Annotated in this window: 25 protein-coding genes; 12 read left to right on the plus strand and 13 right to left on the minus strand. The window is 60.4% G+C overall.

Going from position 1 to position 24,157, the window contains the following annotated elements; translation table 11 throughout:
• The first annotated feature begins 28 nt into the window (after positions 1-28).
• The gene (locus tag E1956_RS23595) at positions 29-1,384 is read left to right on the plus strand and encodes an MFS transporter (protein WP_134754799.1); all 1,356 of its coding nucleotides are present in this window, start codon (positions 29-31) and stop codon (positions 1,382-1,384) included.
• 35 nt (positions 1,385-1,419) lie between these two features.
• Here the strand turns inward: E1956_RS23595 and E1956_RS23600 are convergent, their stop codons facing one another.
• From E1956_RS23600 to E1956_RS23620, 5 genes are all read right to left on the minus strand, one after another.
• A complete protein-coding gene (locus tag E1956_RS23600; protein WP_134753401.1) occupies positions 1,420-2,688 on the minus strand; it encodes an RNA polymerase sigma factor in 1,269 nt (422 codons plus the stop codon).
• Entirely contained in the window at positions 2,685-3,056 is a 372-nt protein-coding gene (locus E1956_RS23605; protein ID WP_134753403.1) for a YciI family protein, read from the minus strand. Before E1956_RS23605 ends, E1956_RS23600 begins: the two co-directional genes overlap by 4 nt.
• Before the next feature lie 319 nt (positions 3,057-3,375).
• Entirely contained in the window at positions 3,376-4,194 is an 819-nt protein-coding gene (locus E1956_RS23610; RefSeq protein WP_134753405.1) for a hypothetical protein, read from the minus strand.
• A 9-nt stretch (positions 4,195-4,203) separates the two neighbouring features.
• Positions 4,204-4,491: a hypothetical protein gene (locus tag E1956_RS23615; protein WP_134753407.1), complete on the minus strand. Its 288-nt coding sequence runs from the start codon at positions 4,489-4,491 to the stop codon at positions 4,204-4,206.
• A 60-nt stretch (positions 4,492-4,551) separates the two neighbouring features.
• Entirely contained in the window at positions 4,552-5,994 is a 1,443-nt protein-coding gene (locus tag E1956_RS23620; RefSeq protein ID WP_134753409.1) for an MATE family efflux transporter, read from the minus strand.
• A gap of 114 nt (positions 5,995-6,108) precedes the next feature.
• Here E1956_RS23620 and E1956_RS23625 point away from each other — a divergent pair, with 114 nt between their 5' ends.
• Positions 6,109-6,915 (plus strand): IS5 family transposase, encoded by an 807-nt coding sequence (locus E1956_RS23625; protein WP_134750941.1) that lies wholly within the window; start codon positions 6,109-6,111, stop codon positions 6,913-6,915.
• Positions 6,916-7,697: 782 nt separating this feature from the next.
• Here E1956_RS23625 and E1956_RS23630 read toward each other — a convergent pair.
• Positions 7,698-8,159 (minus strand): MarR family winged helix-turn-helix transcriptional regulator, encoded by a 462-nt coding sequence (locus E1956_RS23630; RefSeq protein ID WP_134753411.1) that lies wholly within the window; start codon positions 8,157-8,159, stop codon positions 7,698-7,700.
• 103 nt (positions 8,160-8,262) lie between these two features.
• On the opposite strand from E1956_RS23630, the gene E1956_RS23635 reads away from it, so the two are divergent.
• A complete protein-coding gene (locus E1956_RS23635; RefSeq protein WP_134753413.1) occupies positions 8,263-8,628 on the plus strand; it encodes an antibiotic biosynthesis monooxygenase family protein in 366 nt (121 codons plus the stop codon).
• A 396-nt stretch (positions 8,629-9,024) separates the two neighbouring features.
• Here the strand turns inward: E1956_RS23635 and E1956_RS23640 are convergent, their stop codons facing one another.
• Positions 9,025-9,981: a DUF6708 domain-containing protein gene (locus E1956_RS23640; RefSeq protein WP_134753414.1), complete on the minus strand. Its 957-nt coding sequence runs from the start codon at positions 9,979-9,981 to the stop codon at positions 9,025-9,027.
• A 183-nt stretch (positions 9,982-10,164) separates the two neighbouring features.
• Positions 10,165-10,563: a hypothetical protein gene (locus E1956_RS23645; RefSeq protein WP_134753416.1), complete on the minus strand. Its 399-nt coding sequence runs from the start codon at positions 10,561-10,563 to the stop codon at positions 10,165-10,167.
• A 97-nt stretch (positions 10,564-10,660) separates the two neighbouring features.
• On the opposite strand from E1956_RS23645, the gene E1956_RS23650 reads away from it, so the two are divergent.
• The 9 genes from E1956_RS23650 to E1956_RS23690 all read left to right on the plus strand — a co-directional run bounded on the left by E1956_RS23650 (position 10,661) and on the right by E1956_RS23690 (position 16,920).
• Entirely contained in the window at positions 10,661-12,064 is a 1,404-nt protein-coding gene (locus E1956_RS23650) for a type VI secretion system Vgr family protein (protein WP_134753418.1), read from the plus strand.
• Positions 12,022-12,342, plus strand: coding sequence for a hypothetical protein (locus E1956_RS23655; RefSeq protein ID WP_232071569.1), 321 nt, complete (start codon positions 12,022-12,024; stop codon positions 12,340-12,342). The genes E1956_RS23650 and E1956_RS23655 overlap by 43 nt, the downstream gene beginning before the upstream one ends.
• 12 nt (positions 12,343-12,354) lie before the next feature.
• Complete coding sequence (locus tag E1956_RS23660) at positions 12,355-13,326, plus strand: DUF6708 domain-containing protein (protein WP_134753420.1); 972 nt, start codon at positions 12,355-12,357, stop codon at positions 13,324-13,326.
• The gene (locus E1956_RS23665) at positions 13,323-13,607 is read left to right on the plus strand and encodes a PAAR domain-containing protein (RefSeq protein WP_134753422.1); all 285 of its coding nucleotides are present in this window, start codon (positions 13,323-13,325) and stop codon (positions 13,605-13,607) included. Before E1956_RS23660 ends, E1956_RS23665 begins: the two co-directional genes overlap by 4 nt.
• 152 nt (positions 13,608-13,759) lie before the next feature.
• Complete coding sequence (locus E1956_RS23670; RefSeq protein ID WP_134753424.1) at positions 13,760-14,728, plus strand: DUF6708 domain-containing protein; 969 nt, start codon at positions 13,760-13,762, stop codon at positions 14,726-14,728.
• On the plus strand, positions 14,725-15,009 hold the full coding sequence (locus E1956_RS23675) for a PAAR domain-containing protein (RefSeq protein WP_134753426.1): 285 nt from the start codon (positions 14,725-14,727) through the stop codon (positions 15,007-15,009). The genes E1956_RS23670 and E1956_RS23675 overlap by 4 nt, the downstream gene beginning before the upstream one ends.
• Positions 15,010-15,819: 810 nt before the next feature.
• Positions 15,820-16,350: an isochorismatase family protein gene (locus E1956_RS23680; protein ID WP_134753428.1), complete on the plus strand. Its 531-nt coding sequence runs from the start codon at positions 15,820-15,822 to the stop codon at positions 16,348-16,350.
• A gap of 10 nt (positions 16,351-16,360) precedes the next feature.
• Positions 16,361-16,567 carry a hypothetical protein gene (locus E1956_RS23685; RefSeq protein ID WP_134753430.1) on the plus strand — a complete coding sequence of 69 codons (207 nt, stop codon included), beginning with the start codon at positions 16,361-16,363 and terminating at the stop codon, positions 16,565-16,567.
• A gap of 113 nt (positions 16,568-16,680) precedes the next feature.
• On the plus strand, positions 16,681-16,920 hold the full coding sequence (locus E1956_RS23690; protein ID WP_134753432.1) for a DUF2442 domain-containing protein: 240 nt from the start codon (positions 16,681-16,683) through the stop codon (positions 16,918-16,920).
• A 97-nt stretch (positions 16,921-17,017) separates the two neighbouring features.
• Here the strand turns inward: E1956_RS23690 and glmS are convergent, their stop codons facing one another.
• The 5 genes from glmS to pgaB are packed head-to-tail and all read right to left on the minus strand — an operon-like array spanning position 17,018 to position 24,132.
• Positions 17,018-18,835 (minus strand): glutamine--fructose-6-phosphate transaminase (isomerizing), encoded by a 1,818-nt coding sequence (gene glmS, locus E1956_RS23695; RefSeq protein WP_134753434.1) that lies wholly within the window; start codon positions 18,833-18,835, stop codon positions 17,018-17,020.
• A gap of 11 nt (positions 18,836-18,846) precedes the next feature.
• Positions 18,847-20,172, minus strand: coding sequence for a PQQ-binding-like beta-propeller repeat protein (locus tag E1956_RS23700; protein WP_197732861.1), 1,326 nt, complete (start codon positions 20,170-20,172; stop codon positions 18,847-18,849).
• A gap of 42 nt (positions 20,173-20,214) precedes the next feature.
• Entirely contained in the window at positions 20,215-20,802 is a 588-nt protein-coding gene (locus E1956_RS23705) for a Biofilm PGA synthesis auxiliary protein PgaD (RefSeq protein WP_134753436.1), read from the minus strand.
• A complete protein-coding gene (pgaC, locus tag E1956_RS23710) occupies positions 20,780-22,048 on the minus strand; it encodes a poly-beta-1,6-N-acetyl-D-glucosamine synthase (RefSeq protein WP_134753438.1) in 1,269 nt (422 codons plus the stop codon). Before pgaC ends, E1956_RS23705 begins: the two co-directional genes overlap by 23 nt.
• Positions 22,048-24,132, minus strand: coding sequence for a poly-beta-1,6-N-acetyl-D-glucosamine N-deacetylase PgaB (gene pgaB, locus E1956_RS23715; protein WP_134753440.1), 2,085 nt, complete (start codon positions 24,130-24,132; stop codon positions 22,048-22,050). The genes pgaC and pgaB overlap by 1 nt, the downstream gene beginning before the upstream one ends.
• Positions 24,133-24,157 lie beyond the last annotated feature (25 nt).

Genomic DNA, 24,157 nt, shown 5'->3' on the forward strand with positions numbered 1-24,157 from the left:
TACAGACGCGCTCGCGCGCCTCGACAACATGCCATGGACGCGCTTTCACACCTTGATGATCGTCGCGCTGGGCGTCGGCTGGGCACTCGATTCGTTCGAAACCAACATCATCGGCAGCGTGTTTGGCGTGCTGAAGACGCAATGGCATCTGAGCGCGGGACAAGGTTCTATTGCTGTCAGCGTATGGGTGTTCGGGATGCTTGTCGGCGCGATCGGCTTCGGCTATCTGGCCGACCGCTTCGGCCGCAAGCGGCTCTTTCTCGCGACGTTGCTGTGGTACGCCGCGTTCAGCGTGATGACCGTGTTCTCGTGGAATTTCGACTCGTTCCTGTTTTTCCGGGCGATGACGGCCCTGGCGGTCGGCGGTGAATATTCCGCGGTCACCGCGACGATGGGCGAATTCATTCCGAAGCGGGATCGTGGCAAGACCGACTCGCTGATTCTCTCGGGCTTCCCGCTCGGCGCGCTGCTGTCCGCTGCTGTGTCGTATCTGGTGCTGAACAACCTGCCCGCGGACCTGTCGTGGCGCGTCGGCTTCGGCCTCGGCACGACGATGGCACTGCTGTTCTTCTGGATTCGCCGCGCGATTCCGGAATCGCCGCGCTGGCTGCTGCAACAAGGCCGCGTGACGGAAGCCGAGGCGATCGTCGACCGGATCGTCGGCTGCGCGTCGCCGGAGCAGGCGGCGCAAGCGGCCAGGCGTTACCCGTCGGTTGGGTTCATGCCGGAACAGGTCGCGTTCTGGTGGAATGTGAAAGCGCTGTTCGGCGAGTATCGCGCCCGCTGCCTCGTTGCGAGCGCATTCAACTTCTCGCAGGCCGCGGTCGTCTACGGTGTGCTGTCGTTGATGGCCCTCGTCATTCTGCCGTTCATGAAGGTGCCGGCTGGCGACATGCCGCTCTACTACATGTACGGCAACGCGGCGGCGCTGATGGGCGGCCTCACTGCGTCCGTGCTGGTCGAGCGCTGGGGGCGGCGCGCGTCGCTGTTCGTCAGCTACACATTCACGACCCTGTCGATCCTCGTGATCTACGGCACGAGTTCGCTGCCCGGCATGGTGATCGGCTACTGCATGATCCAGTTCGGCGTGACCTGGGCCTACATTTCCGGCTACGTGGTCTCGTCCGAAATTCTGCCGACTCGTGTCCGGGCGACGGGGTTGGGTATTTCGGTCGCAGTGGGACGAGTCGGGGCGGTGGTGGCGCCGCTGATGTTGACGAACGCTTACGCCAGTTCGGGCACGCCATCATCAGCATTGATCGCCCTGCTGGCGCTGGCGTTGCCCGGGCCGATTGCGGCGGCGTACTGGTGGCTGCGCGGCAGCGAGACGCGCAATGTGTCGCTGGAAGCCGGCAGCACTCAGAGCGTCGCGAGCGCCCTGTAGTACCGCACATGATGCGGCGCCGGTCACGAACCGTTCTAGCTGCTCGCCGATGACAGCGCCAGGCGCTTGCGCTGCAGGAACCGGCGCACGGCCGGATCGCGTTCCAGGCCGATGGCGAGATCGTACGCGCCGAGCGCTTCGGCCTTCGCGCCGGCGCGTGCGAGCAAATCGGCACGCGCGGCCCAATAGGGCTGATAGTCGGCCAGCCGCGGGTCGCCCGCATACGGCTCGAGCGCGGCTAGCGCCGCCTGCGGGCCGTCCCGTTCCGCCAGCGCCAGCGCGCGGTTCACCGCAACCACCGGCGACGCTGCAATCGCGAGCAGCGCATCGTAGAGCTGCACGATCTCATCCCAGTTCGGGCGCAGCGTCCGGCAGCGGTGCACATGCGCCGACTGCAGCGCGGCCTCGAGCTGAAAGCGGCCGATTGCATGGAACGTGCTCGCGCGCCGCAGCAGGGCATCGGCTGCGTCGATCATCGGCGCATTCCATGTCGCCGGATCCTGAGCTGACAGGGGCACATAATCGCCCGCCGCATCGCGTCGTGCATCGCAACGCGCCTGCGCATACAGCATCAGCGCGAGCAGACCCAGCGTCTCGGGCTCCTCGGGCAGCAGTTCGACGAGCAGGTGTGCGAGAAACAGCGCCTCGCCGGTGAGATCGCGCCGCTCGGCATCGCGGCCATGCGGGTCGGTCCACCCTTGCGCATACGCCGCATAGACCGCTTCCAGCACCGCGGCAAGCCGGCCGGGCAATGCTTCGTGCTCGGGCACGCAGAATGGAATGCCCGCGTCCCGGATCTTGTTCTTCGCCCGCGCGAGGCGCTTGCTCATCGCGGCGGGCGACATCAGGAACGCGGACGCAATCGTCTTCGCTTCGAGCCCCAGCACCACCTGCAACATCAACGGCGTGCGAATCGCGGCGTCGATCGCCGGGTGCGTGCACGCGAACAGCAGCGCGAGCCGCCGGTCGGGCAACGCGGCGGCCTCATCCTCGCCGATCTCGTCGGCGAGGATGGCAAGCTGGTTCGTCACTTCGTCGCCGACACGTCGATGGCGCGCGCCGTCGATCGCCCGGCGGCGCGCAACCGTCATCAGCCACGCTTCGGGATTGGCGGGGCAGCCGCGTGCCGGCCAGTCCGCCAGCGCGGCCGCGAACGCGTCGGCCAGCGCGTCCTCGGCCGCGGCAACGTCGCGCGTGCGCATGGCCAGCAGCGCGACGAGCTTGCCGTAGCTGCGGCGAGCGACCGCCTCGGCCATCGCTTGCGCGGCGCCGTCTGCGTCACGCGCGCCGCCGGTCGGACTCATGCCGCAGATGGCGCTTCGTAAGGCGCTGTCCAGACCGGGCGCACTTCCATGATGCCGTGCGCCGCGCCGGGACAACGCGAAGCCCACGCGAGCGCCGCATCGAGGTTCGGCACGTCAATCAGGTAGTAGCCGGCGAGCTGCTCCTTCGAATCGGAGTACGGTCCATCGAGCACCTGCGGCTTGCCGTCGACGAACCGTACCGTGGTGGCCGCGTTCGTGTGCTGCAGCCGGTTGGCGCCGACCAGCGCACCGGCCTTGTCCAACGATTCGGTGTACGCGTGATACGCGGCGACGCCTTGCTGCCGCTCGGCGTCGGTCATCTCGGCCCAGCGGTTTTCTTCTGAATAAATCATCAGCAGGTATTGCATATGAGCCTCCATCATCGGTTAATGGCGGACGATTACATCGGGCCGCCACTTCAATGACGCGCGGGCCGGGTGCCGATGGACAAACAGCGCAAAAAAACTCCGGCGGCGCGGCAAAGGAGGAACTGACGCTTTGAGTACACGTCATGTGGTCATGCATCGCGATCGCTTGTTAGAAGTCAGTATCCGCTTACAACAGATTCCCTGTTCTCAACTTTTTGTCACGAACCAACTGGCGACCATTATTAGTTTCGGCTAACCTCGGCGAAGCGCTGTCCACTAGCTGCCTTTTCAGCAGTATGGAATCCTGGAGACTCTCAGTTCAACAGGAACGTTTGTCGAGCAGTCCGGTTGGAGGCAAAACGTACACCGTGCCGTCCTTCTCAGGCGAGCACTCCGGGCCTTCATGCCGGATACAAGTGGCGAGCGCTGAGCACTTTGGGGCATTTCGCTTTACGTTGTGTGCCTCAACGTCCGTCACCAACCCGTAGTCGCTCATGAGGTTCGCGACCGATTTCAAAATCGGACGCTCATTGGATTGAGATAATGTCAATTCTGCCACCCCTATCAATCTGGGCTCTTTGGCCGAATGAGCTCTTTCTTTGTAGAAATTCTCGATATCCCACTTGTAGAGGTTGCCCGCGTCGTCCCGGTGGAACAAAAAGGCAATATCTGGCTGAAGAGCTATTCGCCGCTCACCTGCCGCAAACATCAAAATACATGATGAATGACATGCCGTTGCGAGGTAAATAAGTTGTCCTTCGTTATTTGCAAGCTGGGTTACGCATGTGTCTAGGTGCCTCGATTCAATTAGCTTCGCGACTTTCAATGCCTCTTGAACATTGCCACCGCCAGAGTCAAAGCAAATAGTTCTGACGTCTGGATGCGCTTCAAGGAGCTTATTCAAATTCTCAGCTAGATCACCATGCGGCGCTTGAGGTTCAACTCCCCCATTGAAGAATATTGCCGGCGTATTACATGACTTCTCATCCCCACACGCCAAGGCATACGTGAGAAATTCGTTCCCCCCTTGTCGTGTTGCGAGACGCCTGGCACCGCCACCCCACGCAAACCACGCAACAGCAATCGCAAATATGAGCAGCAGGACAAGACCTGCGGCAACGATACGACGAGCAAGCATAGGAATCCTTTATTTTTTTACCTGTCTGTCACCAAGCGGTGGCGTCGTGAACGCAAAGTAGCAGAAGTCAAGGAGCATGAAAGCGCCCGCCAAAAGCCACGGTCCGCCCCACGTAATTACGCCCCGTTCGAGGAACATCACATCGCTCATTTCGAGAAAGATGTCATTGATGTCGAACACGGAGTGTCCAGGGCGTGCGCTTGCGCTGACAGGGGCACCCACCTTGAGATGCTGAGTCTTTTCCCAGTCAGACAAGGGTCGCCGCAGCTTGACCCAGATGTTTCCGTCGAATGCCATACTTGCCTCACAATGCCGTTATAAGCGTGCTGCTCATCCTGAAGGGACAGATAGCGAGCATCATTGCACACGCGGCGCGATGGTATTGCCAGCCGCCGCGCCCGGGACGCTGACTGCCGACGACTTCGGCTCATTGGCGTGCAGCTGTGCCAGGCGAGCGCAATCTCCCATCGGCAGACGCCTGACGACAAGAAAGGCGACCAGCATCGCCAGCGTTCCGAAAATCGCACTCCCCACTGCCTGGCCCACCAGCACACCGATGGGACCATGTCGGATTCCGACCGCTACAAACGGCAATGTCCCGAGTGTTGCTCGTCCCCAATTGAATAGCGTCGATAGCAGAGGACGGTCTAAATTGTTGAACGTCGCGTTCGCCACGAAAAGACATCCAACGAAGGCATAGCTTGCGACCAGCCATGAGCAAAAAAACGAAATGATTGTTGCGGTAGCTCCGTGCGCGGAGAAAGCGCGAATCACACTGTTCTGGGCCAACGCCAGCACGACCCAAGCCACTGCAACGGTCAGCAGGACGAACGCGAGGCTGTTTCGTACAGTTTCCCGAATTCGGTCTGCACGGCCAGCACCGAGGTTCTGCGAGATGATGGGGCCGACCGCTCCGGTCAGCGCGTATATCAAGGCGAAGGCAACCGGCGAGATACGGTCAATTGTGGCCTGTCCGGCGAGCGCCGCTGGACCAAAGCGCGCCATTGCATGCGTGACGTACGCACTGGCGACTGGCGTCGCCAGGTTGGTCAGGACGGCCGGAAGTCCCACTTTGAGCACGGGCTTCACATCCCGCCACGAGCGCCAAATACGTGGGCGGCCGACCAGATGATTGACTCTAGCCACTCCGTACAAACCTACAACGGCCAACGCTATGCGTGCGACGACGTTCGAAACGGCCGCCCCAGTCAATCCAAGGCGCAGGCCGAAGATGAGAATTGGGTCTAGAACCGCCGTGATGACAGCCCCCGTAAGAGTCACCATCATGGCTCGCCGCGCATCGCCAGTCGAGCGCATAATCGCCGCCGTGCACATTCCAATTGCAAGCAGCGGCCAGGTCGGGCCAGTGATGTAAAGGAACGTGCGAGCCAACTCGCGCGTTTCCCCTCTCGCACCGAGCGCGTCAAGAATTGGGTCAAGTAGCGCCAGCGTCACTGCGCTCAAGATGATGGTCACGATGCCCATCCAGATGAGACTGGCGGAAGCGACCTGTCGAGCTTTGACCTGTTGACCAGCGCCGAGTAAGCGGGCGACGGTCGCACTCACTCCAATGGTCGCACCGATTGCGATGGCGACATGAAAGAAGGTGATGGTGCCCGCGAAACCCACAGCCGCCGCCACCGAAGTATCGCCAAGAAGCGATATATAGAAAAGGTTCGCAAGGTCGACTGCGAATACCGCCATCAGGCCGACTGCGCCGGTGCCCGCCATGACAACCACGTGACGCATGGTCGAGCCTGAAACGAAACGGGCAGAATGTGCTGAGGTGCGTACGTTCATCGCATAGATGTGAAGGTCACAGTCCACGAATCATGGCACGAACCGCAGCCGTACACCGCTACGCCACTTTAGAAGGTGTTATGAACTTTCGGCCAGACCTGGTACCCTGGCGGGATGAAGAAACGCAGGCCCTACCCAACGGATGTATCGGATGAAGAGTGGTACTTCGCCGCTCCGTACCTGACATTGATGAACCAGGACGCGCCTCAGCGTCGCTACGAATTGCGCGAGATGTTCAACGCCTTGCGCTGGATTGTCCGCGCGGGTGCACCGTGGCGTCTGCTGCCCAATGACTTTCCGCCGTGGGAGACGGTCTACCAGCAAACGCAGCGCTGGATTCAGGCAGGCTGTTTCGAGGCCATGGTAAATGACCTGCGTTCGCTTATCCGGGTGGCGCAGGATCGCCGGGGTCAACCCAGTGCAGTCATCCTCGACGGCCGCACGCTGCAGTCGACGTGCGAGAGCGGCCCACGCGCAGGCTATGACGGGTACAAGCGCAAGAAAGGCAGCAAGGTGCACATGGCGGTGGATACGTTGGGGCAACTGCTTGCGGTTCATGTGACGCCGGCCAACGAACAGGAGCGTGCACAGGTCGGAGAGCTCGCGCGACAGGTCCAGCAGGCGACGGGGCAGACAGTGAGAATCGCGTTCGCTGACCAGGGCTACACCGGCGAAGAGCCTGCAGAGGCCGCGCGCGATGAAGGCATCGAGCTTCAGGTGGTCAGGTTGCCGGAGGCGAAAAAGGGCTTTGTACTGTTGCCGCGTCGCTGGGTGGTGGAGCGCAGCTTCGGCTGGCTCAACCGCTTCCGCCGACTGGCCAGAGACTACGAGCGATTGCCCGAAACGTTGGCTGGTCTGCATTTCGTCGTGTTCTCCGTGCTTATGCTCGTCCACTTTGCAGCCCTTAGCAAAAGTGCATAACACCTTCTAGTCACCCATGTTAGCTTGAGTGGAGGCCGACGCAGGTGTGCGGAGTGTGCCACATCTACAGAATCAAAATATAGCCGGCAGGTTTTGGAATCAAAGCCAAGTGTCATGCTCTTCGTCACCTTGGGGATGGCCGTCATGGGTTCGTCCGGTTTTCGGTCTCGGTAGGTGACGACGATGGAGCGGCCATTGAACACAATCGACCGCGGCATGATGCGGTCGCCAAGGAAGACAGCATTCGTCTTACTGCAGTCACTGATAGCCACCGCGACGTAGTAAAAGGTGCCGCTACCACCTGGTTCGTCGGCCAGGAATACCGCAGTCGCAGGCTTTGAGTCAGGCCGGCCACCGACGGGCTTGCCGAACACACGCGTCACGTGCCGCATTGCCGAGCCAGGCGCTGCCGGTACCGCTCGCTCGCCGTTCGACAACGTCACGTCTTCGTTGTCGATGCGGAAGGTCGCATTCCTGTAGTCAACATTGACAGTTCCCGCCAGTGCCCCGACGGCTAGCAGCGCGAGATTGGTCGCAATTGCTGCGGTCAACTGCTTCCTCATAGTTCACGCACTCCGTTAGGAAACGTCTGCCGCGTAGTCGCGGAGTGACATTCCTAAGTTGTTGCAATTCGGGCCGCGCGTGGCCAGACGCCGACGACGTACTCGTGGAACCACTCGTTGAACGCGTCGAAACCCTATGCAGTCAGGACGGTCGCGATGGTCGCGGCCCCGCTCACCTCGATGATGCCCCACACTCTCGAGTTTGCGGTCTACTGCTGGCTACTCACCATCGCCTTCCAATTTCCGAAGCACCTCAGTGATGACCTTTTGTGTCGCATCAAGGTCCTCTACTTGCAGTCCATCAGCAAGATTGTTGACCCATGGCACCTGCAAGCGCATCGCGTCCTCAAACGCCCGCAAGCCCTTATCCGTCAAGACGACAAGGGCCGCCCGTCGGTGGTGAGGATTAGGCTCGAAGGCAACGATTCCCTCCTCCGCGAGCTCATTAACGATGCGCTGAACGTTCTGACGATGTGCTCCGACATCGCGCGCCAGCCAGGCGACGGGTTGCGGCTGCCTGGCTGTGGCGATGGTCCCAAGAATCTGCCAACGGGCACTTGTCAGACCCAGCTCGGCGACCAGTCGGTCTGCCGCCGAGAGAAGCCGATTGTTGAGCCGAAACAGGTCCAGAATCATCTCTGACAAGAGCGTTCCGGCAGGCGTTCGCTTGGTTTTACGCATCTATCACCATTTTCCAAGTATGGCACAATGGTTTCACATTGACATCATAATGTCAATGTGAAACCATTGTGCACCTCACAACCGTACGTTGAGGGAGTTCGCAATGCACATCCACCCACTTGATCCCGCCTTTCCGATAGAGCGCCAGGTCGCAATTGATGCCGCCCCCGTCGTACTGGTGAATGTCTTTACACTGGAAACCGCCGACGAGCAGATGTTCCTCCAAGTCTGGCAGGACGACGCGGAATTCATGAAGCGTCAGGCGGGCTTCATCTCCACCCAACTGCATCGTGCGGTTGGCGAGCGTCCGACGTACCTCAATTACGCCGTCTGGGAATCCACCGCTGATTTCCGGGCTGCGTTCACAAATCCTGAATTCAGGGCCAAACTCTCGGCCTATCCATCGTCGGCCACTGCTACGCCGCACCTATTCCAGAAAGTTGCGGTGCCGGGCATCTGCGTCGCCTAACCAAACTGCGCCAGCGTTCGCGAACCGGCTCCGCGCCTGCCATTGCGCTCCCCCACCGCACGAAACGGTGTCACAGGCTAACTGCGGCGCAGAATGGCTGAGTTTGGGATGGAACCGGACGACCTGACCGCGTCAATGGCAGCGGACCAGGCGCGGATGATGCCCGTTGAACGTCTGCCGGTCATACTGCCTCGCAACTGGCTAACTGGGCTTTGAAACGCAGAAGCACCATTAGCAACATGGGCACTGCGACGATGCCACCCAGTACTTTCCCAAATGAATTCGTTTCACGTTTCCTTGAAGCGTGAAAATTTATGTTGAAAGAGGCCTTGAGTGACGGCCCTCGGGGCATGTAATCGTAGGCCATCGAATCAAAATTCGCAGGGCATTCAGCTTTCAGACCTTGGTTGCACCCGCCACGAAGGCGCCGGGTTTCGATGACTGTTGAATAGCTTCCGGCCAAACCGGCTTTCTGCACGTTTTCCAGCTCAGCCACGCACACACAGACTGGATATAGCCCACGAAAGACGTTCTCCTGACCATGTCGCCATGTCCCTGTTCAATCAAAATCTTGTCATCGCAGGTGGCTATCCAGCGGGCAGCAGCAAAGGAGGTGGTGCTGGGCAGCAATTCTTCTACTGTCACGGCCGAAGGGCCACCTTCCATATACCGGCGAATGAACTCAAGGCGGGCCTTGACTTTCTCCATCGTGGCCGCACCCGCCTCCGTCGTCTCGTCGTCAAACGACAGAAGGCGCGGGCCTATAGAAAACGACTGAACAACGTTACCGCTGTCGTCAAGGACATGGCAGCGCAGGACAAACGGAATGGCGCGCACAATGGCACCCCGTGGGCGTTTCTCGATGAAAAAGTGAGCTTTCTCCCACGGAACCGAGATGACTTCCTGTGAGCCCGCACCCCGGTAGGCATGGACCATCCGGGTTTGACGGTTAAAGCGGACAGGTCTACGGGTCCACGTAAAATTCTCGAGGTGCAGGGCCCAAAGTATGACCGCAACCAGGCCCAGGGAAAATACCAGAAAGCAGGCCGCAAAGGCGTAAGCCGCTACGAGCTCCCCGCCGTGTACACCTTTTGGTGGTGTCGCAAACGCAAAGTAGCAGAAGTCAAGGAGCATGAAAGCGCCCGCCAATAGCCATGGGCCGCCCCACGTAATCACGCCCCGTTCGAGGAACATCACATCGCTCATTTCGAGAAAGATGTCATTGATGTCGAACACGGAGTGCCCGGGGCGTGCGACTGCGCCGACAGGGGCACCCACCTCGAGATGCTGACTCTTTTCCCCGTCGGATAACGGCCGCTTAAGCTTGACCCAGATGTTTCCGTCAAATGCCATTCTTTTCCCATGCCGGATTAACGTATTTAGCCCTCGGCCCCGAAATTTCGCTATTGTGGCTATTCGCCGTTCCAGCAAAAGCCTGTCGTCCGACCAGTCTTGCAATATACGTGACGGCCAACGTCGCTTCGGTGATGCCGCGATGTTGTGACCGTGAATTCGCTGTTTGATGGAGCACCAGACCTAGCCACCGCTCTGACGTGAATTGCGAAGCGCTTTCGCCTTCTCGATATCCTGCTTTTCCAGCGTACGCAGTCCAACTACGACGGCGTTATCGGGGCCAAGATTGCTCTCAAGCAAACCGATGGACATCACGTGCGTGACGCAGTCATGCAGCCTCGCCTTGAGCGTACTCTCATCCAGCGTGTCTTTCCCATCATCCGTCTTGACATCCGACCATACCTCGCCTGACGACCAGGAACCACTTGCCCCATCCTGTTGGATGCGAGCGTGAATAGACCACTCGACACCTTCTCTGGCCTGAACGAAGGCTCCGCAATTTACGAGTAAATAATGCTGGCTTTCTGTATTGCGGGACTTCTCTGACGGAATGAATTTCCGATGCGTTTCGCAGCGATTCAATTGGCATCAAAAACAGCTCGACTGCGTTGTGTGGCAGGCAATTTTCCTCTTATGATTCAGGTCTTTAAATAGTTGGTGTGCCACGGGGGAATGCAATATGGGTATCTCGGCCCATTCACTGCTCGCGGATGCGGGAGTGGAGCAAGCGAACAGGACGCTCATCCTCGAGACGCCTCTTGGTGCACAGGTTCTGCTGCCTCAGCGCGCGGTTTGTGAGGCCAGAATCGGCCGTGACTATGAATTCACGGTCGACCTCGTTTCGCGGCAGCAGACCGTTGAGTTGAAGACGCTGATGGCCAAGCCCGTCACGTTATGGCTTGTGCAGTCAGACGATACCTATCTGCCCTGGCACGGGTACGTTCACGCGACGCGACGCCTCGGCTCGGATGGCGGCCTGACGTACTACCAGCTCTCGTTTTCCTCGTGGATGGAGTTCCTGCGCCTGCGCAAGGACGCGCGCATCTTCCAGGAGCAGACGACGGCCGACATCCTGACCGAAGTATTTAACGGCCACGTGTGGGCGAGAGGAAAATTCCGTTTCGATACCCAGACTCGGGGCGCCAGTCGCTCGTACTGTACCCAGTACGAGACGGATTACAACTTCGTTCATCGCCTGCTGGAGTCGGAAGGCTGGCTCACCTACGTCGAGCAGTCGGAGGATGGAAAATCCCATACGATTGTCGTCACCGATGACATATTCGGCTTCAAGCCTCTCGATGAGCCTCAGGTGTCCTTCTATCGCGGTCACCGGGATGGCAAGGACGGCACGCTCGTAGAATGGGGTAGCGAGCGCACCGCCCAGAGTATTGGATACGGCTTTCGCACTGCCGATTACAAGGCACCCTCGCGGCCCCGGGAACGAGGCGGCCCGTCGCCGGCTGTTCAGGGTGACGTCCCCGAGGGGCTCGAGGTCTACGAGTACGCCGGGCACTACAGTTTTCCCATCACCGGCAGCTCTTACGATGACCTGGGCGAGCGCGCGGTTCGCATCCACCTCGAAGAGATGGCTTCGCGCAGCAAGCGCTTTTTTGGCGTGGGCAATGTGCCGTGCATGAATGCGGGTCGGTACTTCACGCTGCAGGGTCATCCTGAGCACGACAAGGACAAGGCTGAAGACCGCGAGTTCGCCGTTCTCTGCGTGCGATGGTTCATCCAGAACAACCTGCCGCTTGGCAACAGTCGGCCCTTTCCCGACAGCCTCGAGCGGCGCATATCGAGGATGCGCGCGGAGTACAGGGACCTTCAATCTGCATTGACGTCGCGCGACCCTTTGGGCAACGAAAGCTTCCTCCTCGTTGAAATCGAAGCCCAGCGTCGCGCGGTACCCTATCGCAGTCCGTTCGAGCACAGCAAGCCCGTCATGCACATGCAGACGGCCGTCGTGGTTGGGCCGTCGGGCGAAGAGGTCTACACCGACAGCCTGAACCGGGAAAGTTTGGCGGCGCAGTTGTTGGCCTCGTGTCCGCAGCCATTGACGCCTATCATGCCTGGCAGGATGTGAAGGAGGGCAACGTAACGATGGCTGTCTTGGAAGCTGGGTCAGCGCTTACAGGCTTTGCTCTCGCCTACTCAGTCGTGTTCCTTTCTGCGTCCGCTGCTGCCGTCGTGGCGTTGCCGCTTCTACTTATCGCTGCCCTGATTGGTGTCCTTATCAACTACTTCAAAGGTAAGGAAGTGGACGAGTGGCTTGAACGATGCTTTTTTGGGTTGAAAGCGGATACAGAGCGGTTTCAGACTTTGGCTGAAGACCAGAAGGCATTTGTGGCCATGCTTTCGTGATGGAGAAGTGAGATGGCATTTGATGGAATCTCGTGGTATCGCCTGAACCGGCCGGTCAGCGAGGAAGAGCAGGCTGCGCGCCTTGCAATCGGACAGTCTGTGTCTGATATGCCCAAGGATGACCGTTCCGTGTTCTCGATGAGCGATACCTGTCTTGAAGTTCGTGATGGTCGCTATTCCGAGAAAGGCTGGGGGGTCGTTGCGTTTATGCTGCCTGGGCTCGGTTCGTTGGCATTCACTGCGGGCGTACTTTGGCTGATGACTCACCTACCTCCAATCTACGAGCAGCGGGGACAAGTGGGGCTCATGTATGGGGTGCTTGGTTTTTTCCTGGTTATCGCGCTCGGCTTCTCGGGCATTGGTATCTGGGCATTGACCCGTGATTGTTTCAATTACACCTGCAGGCCTGTCCGCTTTGACCGGCGTAACCGGATGATTTACGCGTTCAAGCACAACGGACCAGGCGGGGTTGTATCGGTGCCCTGGGATAGTGCCTTCCTGTACGTCGAACGCAAACCTAGACAGGGCCTTGCGCGTACCACGCCGCGTATGGTTCGCTGCCTTGTTCTTGACGACAAGGGACTGGTTAAGGACACGTTTTCGGTAGGAACCCGAGTCGTCTTGGCATTCGATGAGAGCAGTATGGGAGGCCAAGAGGTCATGAAAATCCTCTACCAGGATTTCGAATTCTACCGCCGCTTCATGGAAAACGGACCTGATTCGGTGCCGCGCGTAACGGAGTTCCTGCCGAAGGGCGCTTCCCTGCGCAATTCGCTTCGGTTGAATTTTGAAGGCTGGTCAGCCCTGACTAACTCGAGCAATCCGATGGTGTGGCTGGTAATGGGGATTGGCGTACTTCCCGCATTGATTTTCTCCCTGATGCAGTGGTTTGCCCAACTGACCTGCCGCGAGCCTGTGTGGCCCGAAAACATCGAACGCGCGTGCAGCGCTGTACTGCCCGCGACTGAGCGGCTTACGTCATGAGTCGCCGTCTCATTCGCAAGGGCGACAAAACGGACCGGGATGGGGTAGTCGCGGAGGGTCTCGATGGCACCTCGTTTCAGGGGCAATCGTTGGCGTACCTTGGGGCTGCGGTTCAGTGCCCGGCCTGCGGCACGAGCGGCGTCATCATCAGCGATGGCTCGCCGCGGTCAATGACGGTAATGGGCAAGACGGTCGCCCTTGAGAACGACCTCTGTCAATGCAAATGTGACCCGCTTCCAAGGCTGGTGGCGTCGCAGACGCTCGGCTCGTTGTCGGGGTGAGGGTTCGCGAAAGCCCAAGAAGTAGCTGGGCTAGCATTCGAGACATTGTTGGCAACCACTTGGCGTTACCCAGTTCCAGCGATATTGATGTCTTTTCATCTCGGCGACCAGAATGTCGTGTGGCGAGGTTTTCGTGGTTCAAGAGGATTGAGATGTTTGAGGGATTTACGCGGTATCAGCTCAACCGGCCACTGACCGATGAGGAAAAGGCTGCCCGCCTCCCAACTGGCGAGCCTTGCTCAGCAACACCGAAGGATGGTTTTACTGCTTTTTCAATAAGTGAATCTTGCCTCGAAATTTCGGATGCCAGGTTCAGGGATAAGGGATATGGTCTCCTGGCTTTTCTTTTGCCGGGTATGGCGTCACTTGCAGGCATTCTTCTCATATTGTGGATGATGACCCATATGCCACCAATATATGCGGAGCGGGGTGAGACCGGGATTGTGTACGGAGGGCTTTCTTTTTGCCTGGTCATCTTCATGGGGCTGTTTGGGGTCGGCGTATGGGCCATGATGCGCGACTGCTTCGGGTACACGCGCTATCCGATTCGACTCAGTCGGCAGAATCAGATGATTTACGCATTTCGTCACAACGGGCCAGGCGGCTTAGTTTCGGTTCCCTGGGACAAGGCCTTCTTCTACGTGGAGCGGCGAGCGAAGGCTGGTGCCGCAAGGACCGCCTCCCGGCTGGTCCGGTGTCTTGTGCTCAGCGATAGCGGACAGGTTATCGACACGTTCTCACTCGGAAAGCGCGTGGTGTTGGCGTTCGAGGAGGATAGCGAGGTCGGCCAGCAGGTGATGGGGGAGTTCTACAGCTTCTTCGAATACTATCGGCGCTTCATGGCGGACGGTGCCTCTGCGGTGCCGCCGATTACGCAGTTCCTGCCGACAAAAATTTCGCTCAGGAACTCCCTGAAAATGCAGTTTGAAGACGTGTCCGACATTGTCAATTCGCCGAACCCCGCCTTGTGGCTTCTGTTTGCGTTGACTGCAATTCCAAGCGTTATCCAGGGCTGTCTTAACTACCTCGCCCAATTGACGTGTCGCGAGCCCGTATGGCCCGAAGACGTCGAGCGCGCATGCAACGCTGCGCCCCGCACTACAAAGCGGCTCGCAACATGAGTCGCCGCTTCATCCGCAAGGGCGACAAGACGGACCGCGACGGCGTTGTCGTCGAGGGTATCGGGGACGCGTCATTTCAGGGGCAGCCCCTGGCCTTCCTTGGGGCGTCGGTTCAGTGCCCGGCCTGCGGCACGACCGGCGTCATCATCAGCGATGGCTCGCCGCGGTCAATGACGGTAATGGGCAAGACGGTCGCCCTCGAGAACGACCTGTGCCAATGCTTATGTGAACCCCTTCCGAAACTGGTGGCCACCCAGACTCTCGGCTCCTTATCGGGTTGAAGACCCGAGGTCGTGCGAACATACGCGAGCGTTTTACCTTCACCTTGAAGTTGGACCGCACCGCTAGTCCGAAGTCGTTTCTCGAGCCCTGAGTTCTACCCATGCCGGTTGGTGCTCAATGCTCGTCAGAAACATCTCGAGGTCGCTTTCGGAAGATTACGTGTTCAAACTCGACGGCGGAAAAAAGAAGGTGGCTGAACTCAAGCCGCCTTCAGGCACTCACCAAGCTATTATGCGCAGCCCGAAGGTATAAGGTCGACGCCGTCACCGGCCCGAACCGCACCAAGCTCGGCTATTTCCCGCACCACGAGGGCGTGCAGGGCGCAACTTATATTCTCGACGGCACTTTGACAGACCTCGCTGCCCGCCGTCTCCTGCGAACCCAGCTTGAATCTTCAGGCTCCGACGGCTCGACCGAAGCAGATGCCTATGCATGCGACCAGCGCCGGACAGTCACTTCAGCATTTTGCAATCAATACGTCGTGTGACCAGGAGCCAAGCAAGCGCCCAAGCGTGGACTGGAATGCCGACCCGTTTGCTGGCAGCAGACTGGCGACAGTCAGACCTGCGCAGCTTCGCGCGTGAGAGCTGGGCGGCGTTCGGACTCGCCAATGAAGAGAGCGCGCACCGCTTCCTCCTCAATGGCCGACAATTGCCCCATGCAGTGAGCAACACTAATAGTCGTCCCCTCGTGCACCGGCGCTTTCGTGCGAGCCCACAGCCCAGCACCACCACGCCGACAGCCAAACATGTGGTGCGCCGGCGCAAAAACGAGGCTATCCTAGAAGACGCCCCTCCAAAGGAACGGCAATGCTGCATACGCTAGAGGCATCAGTGGTCGTCCTGGTGGACCTGCAAACGAGACTTATGCCTGCAATACATGAAGGAGCGGTGGTCGTAGCTCAGGCTGCCCGGCTGGGCAGAATCGCGCAGTTGCTCAACGTGCCCATCATCGGCACCGAACAGAGTCCCCAGCGGCTTGGTGAGAACGCGGAGAATATCAAGAGCCTGTGCTCGAACACCATCGTTAAGGACCATTTCGATGCGACCGCAGAAGGTCTGGTCGACGCGTTACCTGGAGGGCGAACGAGGATAATTGTTGCTGGCTGCGAGGCGCACGTCTGTGTACTGCAAACTGTGATTGGCTTGCTGAGTCAAGGCTTGCAGGTCACGCTCGTCAAAGACGCGATCGGTTCGCGTAAAACTTCAGACCGTGATGCGGCGATAGACCGGCTCGCCAGAGCGGGTGCCGAAGTGTCGACCGTGGAGATGGTCGCGTTCGAGTGGTTACGCTCCTGCCAGCATCCCCAGTTCCGCGACGTGTTGCAACTTGTCAAATAGGAGGCGACGCTTGGCAAACGCTGGTATCGGCATCGAGTCCGACACGATGAAGGCTGCAATCATCGGTGGCACCAGTTTCTCTGGCCGCATCGGAGCGCCGATTGGAATGCTCGCAGGTGCATTCATCATCGGTCGCATCTGCCACGCGTTTGACTGTTGTGACCTGGCAGCTCTTCCATACCTTCTCGCGCCGTGGGCACAGCGCGTGCCCGCGTGACAGCCACGAGTACACTCGAGAAGCACTCGCAATGCGGGGCTTTTTTTCTTTGCTTGGGTAACAGCCAGCAGCGACCTATCCTGGAAGTCCCGTCTGCCACCAGGATAGTCGCCATGCAACCCTATGCAATCGACGTGGCCTTCGATGGTCCGATGATGTATATCGACCTGTCTGACGCCCGCGCTATCCAACTGCCCCTGCGCCTGTTCCCTACTCTCGACGAGGCATCCAGTGAGCAACGCGAGCACCTCGCAATCTCTCTGGACGGCCAGCAACTATTCTGGCCTGAGCTCGACGAGGACATGAGCGTCACCACCCTGCTCGACGCGCTCGCGCGCAAGACCATGCATTGAAATATGTGGTGCGAAGGTGTTCGGATGGCCATCACAACATATGCGTTACAAAAATCACACCTATGATTGCCGGTGGCCACAACCCAAAACCCGCCCCCTACTCCACCGTAACCGATTTCGCGAGATTCCGTGGCTTGTCGATATCGGTCCCGCGCAAGCACGCCACGTGATACGCAAGCAACTGCAGCGCCACCACATGCAGCACCGGCGAAAGCGCCCCGAACCAGGCCGGCATGTGGATCAGGCGCATGCCCGACTCCACCGTCAAGCCCGTGTCCGAATCGGCGAGCACGAAGAGACGTCCGCCTCGCGCCCGCACTTCCTCCATATTCGATTTCAGCTTGTGCAGGAGCGCATCGTTGGGCGCCGTCACGATCACGGGCATGGCATCGGTCACGAGCGCGAGCGGCCCGTGCTTGAGTTCGCCCGCGGGGTACCCTTCCGCGTGGATATAGGAAATCTCCTTGAGCTTGAGCGCGCCTTCGAGTGCAATCGGATAGTGCGTGCCGCGCCCGAGAAAAAGCGCGTGATCGGATTGATAAAGCGCTTCGGCCCACGCCATGATTTCGGGCTCGCGCGCCAGCACATTGCGCATCGCATCCGGCAGGGCGGTGAGCTGGCGCATATAGCTTTCAGCTTCGCTTTCGCTCACGTGCCCGCGCTGCTTGCCCATCTGGATCGCAAGCATGAACAGCGCGACAAGCTGAGTCGTGAAGGCCTTTGTCGACGCCACGCCCACCTCGGGGCCAGCCTCTGTGATGAATGACCAGCGGCATTGCCTGACCATCGCGCTCGCCGCGACATTGCAGATCGCCAGCGTTCGCTGCTCGCCCATCGACTGCGTATAACGCAGCGCGGCAAGCGTATCGGCGGTTTCACCCGACTGCGAAACCGCGACAACGAGGGTATTGCCCGGCGAAACATAATCGCGATATCGATACTCGCTGGAAATCTCGGCCCGCGCGGCAACGTTGGCAAAGTGCTCGAACCAGCCGCACGCCGTCAACGCCGCGTAATGGCTGGTGCCGCAACCGAGCATCACGACGTTCGTCACTTCAGCCAGTTCTTCCGGCTTCGGCATACCCGCCTGATGCGTTTCGCGCCCCGTGACCGACGCAATCGTGCGCGCGACAGCTACCGGTTGCTCGAAGATTTCCTTCTGCATGAAATGGCGGTAAGCGCCAAGCTCCGCATCCGACGCGTGGCGTACGAAGGCAATCTCGCGGCGCGTAACGGCCTGCCCCTCCTTGTCGAGGATCTTGACGTCTTTGCCTTCGATATCGACGAGATCGCCTTCCTCGAGATAAATGAATCGTTCAGCGCTACCGGCAAGCGCAAACGTATCCGAGGCAAGAAACACACCCTCCTTTCCAATGCCGACGACGAGCGGCGAACCCTGCCGCGCGCCAATCACGCGTCCCGGCTCATCGCGGCACATCACGGCAATCGCATAGGCACCTTGCAGCATTCTGGTCGCGTTGTGTACCGCCGTGAGAATATCGCCGCAATAGTGTTCGTGAACCAGATGCGCGATCACTTCGGTATCGGTCTGACTCGTGAACACATAGCCCTTCGCGCGCAGCGACTGGCGCAACTGCTCGTGATTCTCGATGATGCCGTTATGCACGACGGCGATCAGCTCGCCGGAAAAGATCGGGTGCGCATTGTCGATCACCGGCATGCCGTGTGTCGCCCAACGCGTGTGCGCGATGCCGGTCGCGCCATCGAGGTCGATTGCGCGCGCGTCGGCCTCCAGGGTGCACACGCGCGAGAGCGTGCGAACCCGGCGCGCTTCGCCGCGCTGGAGCACCGCAACGCCGCATGAGTCATATCCGCGGTACTCGAGCCGCTTCAGACCTTCCAGCAACGAAGGTACGATGTTGCGCTGGGCCACGCCCGCAACGATTCCGCACATGATCGCCTCCCTTAGTCGTCCGTCGAAACGTCCGACTGCTTTGGTGCACGTTCGGGGCCGCAGCGATCCGATGCGGAAGGCGCCACCTCGTTGTGCACGTTGAAGTTCGCTTCACGCAAGCCAACCGGCGAAAGCGAGACAAAATGAACTGCGCCAGGACCATACGGAATGCCAATCGCACCCGTGTTGCCCCAGGCAAACGGAGCACGCATCATGCCCTGCAAGTCGATCGTGCTTCCGGTCAGCGCAAGCGCCATCAAGCGGCCGTCGCGCGTGGGCACATACGCGACGTTGCCGTCCACCGCGATGCTCGATTCGCGCACGGAGGCGGGCAAACATTCGAGTTTCGCCGTGACGAGCCCGGCTTCGTCGATCAACAGTATCGAAGTGCGCCCGTTCTCCAGCGTCGCCTCGAGCACGAAGCGGTTCACAGCGGGCACCCAGGCCGCGGCATACGTGTAGTACTGCACACGGAACACATTGACCCCATCCTCCGGCCGCTCGATCTTGCCGCTCACGGGGTCGTACACGGCAAACTCCAGTTGCGCGACAATCTCGCCGGGAATGTACTTCTGCCAGACGAGCAGCGCCTTGGTCGACGAGCCCGCAATCATGGGCCACCACTCGCGAACATGGGCCGCCACGTTCTCGTGCCGCAACAGCTTGCCCGAGCCGTCGTAGACCTTCACATACACGCCGTTGCCGGTGCCGAGGTTGTCGACACCGCCGCCGTTCACCCAGTCCTCCGAATAGAACACGACGAAGCGCTCGCCAACCGCGGCCACATGCCCCGAATGGCCGCCCGACTCGACATCGTTCGGATAGGGCTTGATGGGCGCCAGGTTCGCTCGATAGACGCCGTAACGCTGGCTGACTTCGTTCGGCGTGTTCCAGCCGTCCTCGAAGCTGACGAAGATATTGCCCTCGGTATTTTGCGCGACCGATACGGGCTCCTGCGCTTCCGGACGGCTGATGAAAATATGCACGCCGGAGAGGCGCGGATGCCCCGGCGACCACGCGCCGACATAGACGTCGTGCGGCCAGCTGCCGTCACGATTCGCACCACGTGGCGGCAGACCCGAGCTGCTGAAGAAGACCCAGCTTTTGTCGCCGCCGGCGCTCGCCCAGCCGATGCCGTGCATGAAGCGCCGTTCGTCGCCGAGACCGGGCGCCGGCACGGCCACCACTGCCCCGGGCGGCGCCTGCCGCGCAGTGACCACCACGGCGCTGGCGCTACCGCTGGACGCCGGATACGCCGCGACCGCGAGGGCGAATCCGGCCGCGGCCAGCCAGCCGGATCGGCGGCGTCGCCCGGCACGCTCGAAGGTGCGATCCATGTCGGCGTCCGCTTTGCCGTGGCAGCGCATCGGCCTGTCGACTCAATGCCGTGGCGTCCGGAGCGACGTCTTGGCCGCAGACGTGTACACCGTCTGCTTCGAGTTGCCGTAGCTGCCGCCGCCCGTGGCTTCGCGCTCGCCCGCAGCGCCCGCACCGCTCGTAGCCGGTCCTGCTACGGACAGCACGCGCAGCGCCGCGATCAGCCCGTTTGCGTCATGCGAGGCTACGAACACCCGCGCTACCGAGTTCAGCTCGCGCGAAGCGGCTCCGGCGAACGGACCAGGCTCGACCGTCAGCCCTGCCTTGCGACGCAGCAGACGCTGCGTGCGCGACTTCGAAGCAAACGGGTGCGCCACGCGCGCGAGTATCATCCACATCGTCAAAACCGAGGCGATCGCGCCAATCGCCGCGAAATACGACACCAGTTCGGGCCACGAAAGATCGCCCTCCTCGAACGGCAATAGATAGCGATAGGCGTAGATCGTAATGCCCGCCCACATCGAACCGACGCAGGCCGGCCGCAGCAGCCGGAACCACAGCACCAGCAGGACACCGCGAGCGATGCCGTAGTCGGACATGATCTGTTGCGGGTTGCGCAGGGAGAGGTCAATGACGGGCGTGTTGTTCATGCTGTATACCTCGATCAGGGCTAGTCCAGACTGCGCGCTTGCCGCGGCGCCCGAAGGCGATGATGGGCAGCGCGACGACAGTGGTGACCATGTTGATCAACCAGAACGCAAGCGGATACCAGACGGTGTCCATAATGTAGAGCAGCAGCTTCTCGTCGTAGCGCCGGTCGATCACGCAGCCGACGATGATCTGCAACACGCAGGTCGCTACCAACAGCATGCCGTGCCAGTGTGGCAACAGCGAGACGTGCCAGTCCGGCGGCAACGTGTAGAACGCGTTGACGAGCGAGAGCAGCAGGATGAACGCCATCGAATAAGCCCAGGCGATACCGAGCGCGTACTCGACGAAGAGCGGCCACATCATCAGGCGCTGCCCGAACAGAATCCTTCCCGCGTACTTGAACAACACCTGAATGCCACCCTTGGCCCACCGCAGGCGCTGCTTGTAGAGCCCTTTGAGCGTCTCCGGCATGAGGATCCAGCTCAGTGCGTGCGGCTCGTAGGCCACGCGCCAGTCGTTGCACTGCAGCTTCCAGCTGATGTCGATATCCTCGGTCAGCATGTCGGAGCTCCAGTAGCCGACATCGGCGAGCGCGCTCTTGCGGAACATCGTGATGACGCCCGAGACGGTGAAGATGCGCCCATAGACCTGCTGCGTGCGCTTGATCAGTCCGACGATCGAAGAAAATTCGCCCACCTGCATACGGCCTAACAGCGACGTGCGCGTGCGGATGCGCGGATTGCCGGTCACCGCGCCCACGTTCTGGTCGGAGATGAAGTGCTCGAGCATCCATTCGATCGCATCCTCGCCAAGCAGCGAGTCGCCGTCGATGCACATGAGGTAAGGCGCGTTCGTGAGCGCCGCGGCAGTGGTCAGGCCAATCGCCTTGCCCTCGTTCTTCGAATGATGAATGACGGTCAGATGTGGAATCTCGGTGGCGAGCTGGTTCAGTACCTCGCCGGTGCGGTCGCGGCTGCCGTCGTTGACTGCGATGATTTCGTAATTGGGGTACTTCAGTGTCGCCAGATGATGAAACACGCGGCGCGCATTCATCTCTTCGTTGAAGCACGGCACAATGACGGCCACCTTCGGCATCCCCGACATTCTCAATGCGCTCGGCGAGCGCGACCGGCCATGCTCGAGCGCGAGGAAATGCACGGAGCCCCCGATCATCCATAGATACGACATGAAGAACGGGTAGAAAAAAATAAAGTCCTGCAGCCGGTTGATCACGATATGCACCATTACCGTACTCCTCCGGCCTGAGCGCCTTTTAGCAGCACATTGATCGACGCGGGATCGAGGCGCTGGCGCGTCGACATGACGTCGGTTAATGCGACCGCATTCGGCAGATCGCGTGCGAAATTGTCGGGGTAGTACCCGTAACTCACCATGCCCTCCTCGCGCAGATGGCGCATCTGATCGGTCAGGCGCGCGGTCGGCACGCTGTCGCCCGTTTGTGCATCGGTTGCCTCGAGGAGAAAGACCGTGCGGCGCGGGCCATCCGGCACGGCCTGCACCACCCGGCCGAGCTTGTCGAGCCAGCTGTCCACCGCCGTGATGCCCTGTCGCGACGGCATGGCGAGCAGACCCACGAAGTCGTACGCGCTCACAAAGGTCGGATAGTTTTGCGCATAGCGCGGCTCGTTGCCCGGGTCGAGCAAGACGTCGGGAAAGATCGTGCGCACGGTCAGCACTTCGTCGCTGTTCTGGCTGTCCAGCACGATCTGGCGCAGCTCCTTCGTGAGGTCGAGCAGATAGCGGGTCTTTTGCGTGCCCCAGCGCTTCATCGTCTCTGGATTGGCGCGGATCTGCTCGACATTGCCCGGCAAGCCCCAGCTCGCGTAGGTCTGGCGCGCGTGCCGCCCGTCGTCCTCGAAATCGCTGAGCGTCACGTCCTCGCCGAACAGCACGCCGTTGAATGCGGAGTACTTGCCGAGATCCTCATACAGATCGCGCACATAAGCGCGCGCCGCCGGATCGAACGGACTGAGCCGGCGCACGCCCGACGCGCCGGGCGGCAAGGTGCTGCCCGCGGCTGCCGTGACGAACTCGACGCGCCCGTTGAGCTTGTCCGGCACCGCGAAGGCGAGCACCGGCATCCAGGCATAAACCTCCACATTGGCGCGCGTATTCAACTGCCAGGCCGCGCGGCAGAACAAATCGGAGCGCATCGGCAAATGCCGGTTCGGGAAATAGAGCGCGCGCGCCAATCCCGAGCGCGAAGGGTCCGAAAAGGCCTGCAGATAAACCGAACTCGGCTTCAATCGATACATGCGTTCGATCAGCGCGCCGAGCTTCTTCTCCTGCGCGTCGGGCGAAGGATCGTAGACATCGTCGAGCGAGACCACGACGGGCCGCTCCACCGGATTGATCTCGCCGCGGTTCTGAGCAGGCTCGCGCATCGAGCGCTCGAAATCGCCCACGTCGATGTCATACGTCGCAAGAATGCGGCGCAGGCGATCGAGCGGAATGTCCGGCGTATTCGGGCCGGACTCGAGCGTAAACTGCGTGGGCATGCCAAGGCGTGCAGACACGGAGCGCACGGTCAGATTCTGCGCCCCATAAGGCCACACCATCGAGCGGATCGACACGCCCGTCTGCTGCTTGACCTGCCGCATGCAATTGCCGAGGTCGCCACGCACGCGCGACTCGAACTCGGCATCCGTCTCGTAGCGCTGCTGGTCTTTCAGGTACAGATGCGCAGTGGCCGCCGGCAGTTCGTTACCCTGAGGATTGGCAATGGCGCCGTGATGCAGATCGTGCGTGTGGCAGGCCAGCTCGACGAGCCCCGATGCCGCCACATTGCGCACGTCGTCCCATGACATGAACGTGTCGCGCGGCACGACTACGGCGTCCGAAAGCCGAATGCCCGAATCCGCGGGCGTATCGATCCACGACGTGACGATCCCCATCACGCCGGGATACTTGAACTGCCTGAGCAGCGGCAGCACCTTGTCATGGTGGCTCTTGAAGCCGTCGTCGAAGGTCAGCAGCACGGCGCGCGGCGGCAACGGCGCACCGCCGCTGCGCGACGCCACAATTGCGCTGAACGTCACGGGGTTGTAGTGGTTCGTATCGAGCCACGAAAAAATCGATGTCAACGTGCCGGTGTCGACCGCATAGGGGTCGATCATGCTGTTCGTATGGAACTCGGCACGCAGGTTGTCGCGCACATCGTGAAAGCAGATCACACGAAAAGTCTTGCCATCGGCCGGATCGGCCGGCGGGAGGATGTCGATCAGCTTCGCGGGCGCGAGCGATGGCAACAGCGAACAGCCTGCCATCGCACCCAGACAGCTACAAATAAAACGTCGACGAGATTGCATCGCCCGCCTCCTCTCGGATTTCAAG

The organism is Paraburkholderia pallida, from assembly GCF_004524855.1.
Classification (GTDB): domain Bacteria; phylum Pseudomonadota; class Gammaproteobacteria; order Burkholderiales; family Burkholderiaceae; genus Paraburkholderia; species Paraburkholderia oxyphila.

Bases quoted from the DNA above. Each gene is read 5' to 3' on its own strand.
- E1956_RS23595 (WP_134754799.1), top strand. From the start codon at position 29: ATGCCATGGACGCGCTTTCACACCTTGATGATCGTCGCGCTGGGCGTC.
- E1956_RS23600 (WP_134753401.1), bottom strand. From the start codon at position 2,688: ATGAGTCCGACCGGCGGCGCGCGTGACGCAGACGGCGCCGCGCAAGCG.
- E1956_RS23605 (WP_134753403.1), bottom strand. From the start codon at position 3,056: ATGCAATACCTGCTGATGATTTATTCAGAAGAAAACCGCTGGGCCGAG.
- E1956_RS23610 (WP_134753405.1), bottom strand. From the start codon at position 4,194: ATGCTTGCTCGTCGTATCGTTGCCGCAGGTCTTGTCCTGCTGCTCATA.
- E1956_RS23615 (WP_134753407.1), bottom strand. From the start codon at position 4,491: ATGGCATTCGACGGAAACATCTGGGTCAAGCTGCGGCGACCCTTGTCT.
- E1956_RS23620 (WP_134753409.1), bottom strand. From the start codon at position 5,994: ATGAACGTACGCACCTCAGCACATTCTGCCCGTTTCGTTTCAGGCTCG.
- E1956_RS23625 (WP_134750941.1), top strand. From the start codon at position 6,109: ATGAAGAAACGCAGGCCCTACCCAACGGATGTATCGGATGAAGAGTGG.
- E1956_RS23630 (WP_134753411.1), bottom strand. From the start codon at position 8,159: ATGCGTAAAACCAAGCGAACGCCTGCCGGAACGCTCTTGTCAGAGATG.
- E1956_RS23635 (WP_134753413.1), top strand. From the start codon at position 8,263: ATGCACATCCACCCACTTGATCCCGCCTTTCCGATAGAGCGCCAGGTC.
- E1956_RS23640 (WP_134753414.1), bottom strand. From the start codon at position 9,981: ATGGCATTTGACGGAAACATCTGGGTCAAGCTTAAGCGGCCGTTATCC.
- E1956_RS23650 (WP_134753418.1), top strand. From the start codon at position 10,661: ATGGGTATCTCGGCCCATTCACTGCTCGCGGATGCGGGAGTGGAGCAA.
- E1956_RS23660 (WP_134753420.1), top strand. From the start codon at position 12,355: ATGGCATTTGATGGAATCTCGTGGTATCGCCTGAACCGGCCGGTCAGC.
- E1956_RS23665 (WP_134753422.1), top strand. From the start codon at position 13,323: ATGAGTCGCCGTCTCATTCGCAAGGGCGACAAAACGGACCGGGATGGG.
- E1956_RS23670 (WP_134753424.1), top strand. From the start codon at position 13,760: ATGTTTGAGGGATTTACGCGGTATCAGCTCAACCGGCCACTGACCGAT.
- E1956_RS23675 (WP_134753426.1), top strand. From the start codon at position 14,725: ATGAGTCGCCGCTTCATCCGCAAGGGCGACAAGACGGACCGCGACGGC.
- E1956_RS23680 (WP_134753428.1), top strand. From the start codon at position 15,820: ATGCTGCATACGCTAGAGGCATCAGTGGTCGTCCTGGTGGACCTGCAA.
- E1956_RS23690 (WP_134753432.1), top strand. From the start codon at position 16,681: ATGCAACCCTATGCAATCGACGTGGCCTTCGATGGTCCGATGATGTAT.
- glmS (WP_134753434.1), bottom strand. From the start codon at position 18,835: ATGTGCGGAATCGTTGCGGGCGTGGCCCAGCGCAACATCGTACCTTCG.
- E1956_RS23700 (WP_197732861.1), bottom strand. From the start codon at position 20,172: ATGGATCGCACCTTCGAGCGTGCCGGGCGACGCCGCCGATCCGGCTGG.
- E1956_RS23705 (WP_134753436.1), bottom strand. From the start codon at position 20,802: ATGAACAACACGCCCGTCATTGACCTCTCCCTGCGCAACCCGCAACAG.
- pgaC (WP_134753438.1), bottom strand. From the start codon at position 22,048: ATGGTGCATATCGTGATCAACCGGCTGCAGGACTTTATTTTTTTCTAC.
- pgaB (WP_134753440.1), bottom strand. From the start codon at position 24,132: ATGCAATCTCGTCGACGTTTTATTTGTAGCTGTCTGGGTGCGATGGCA.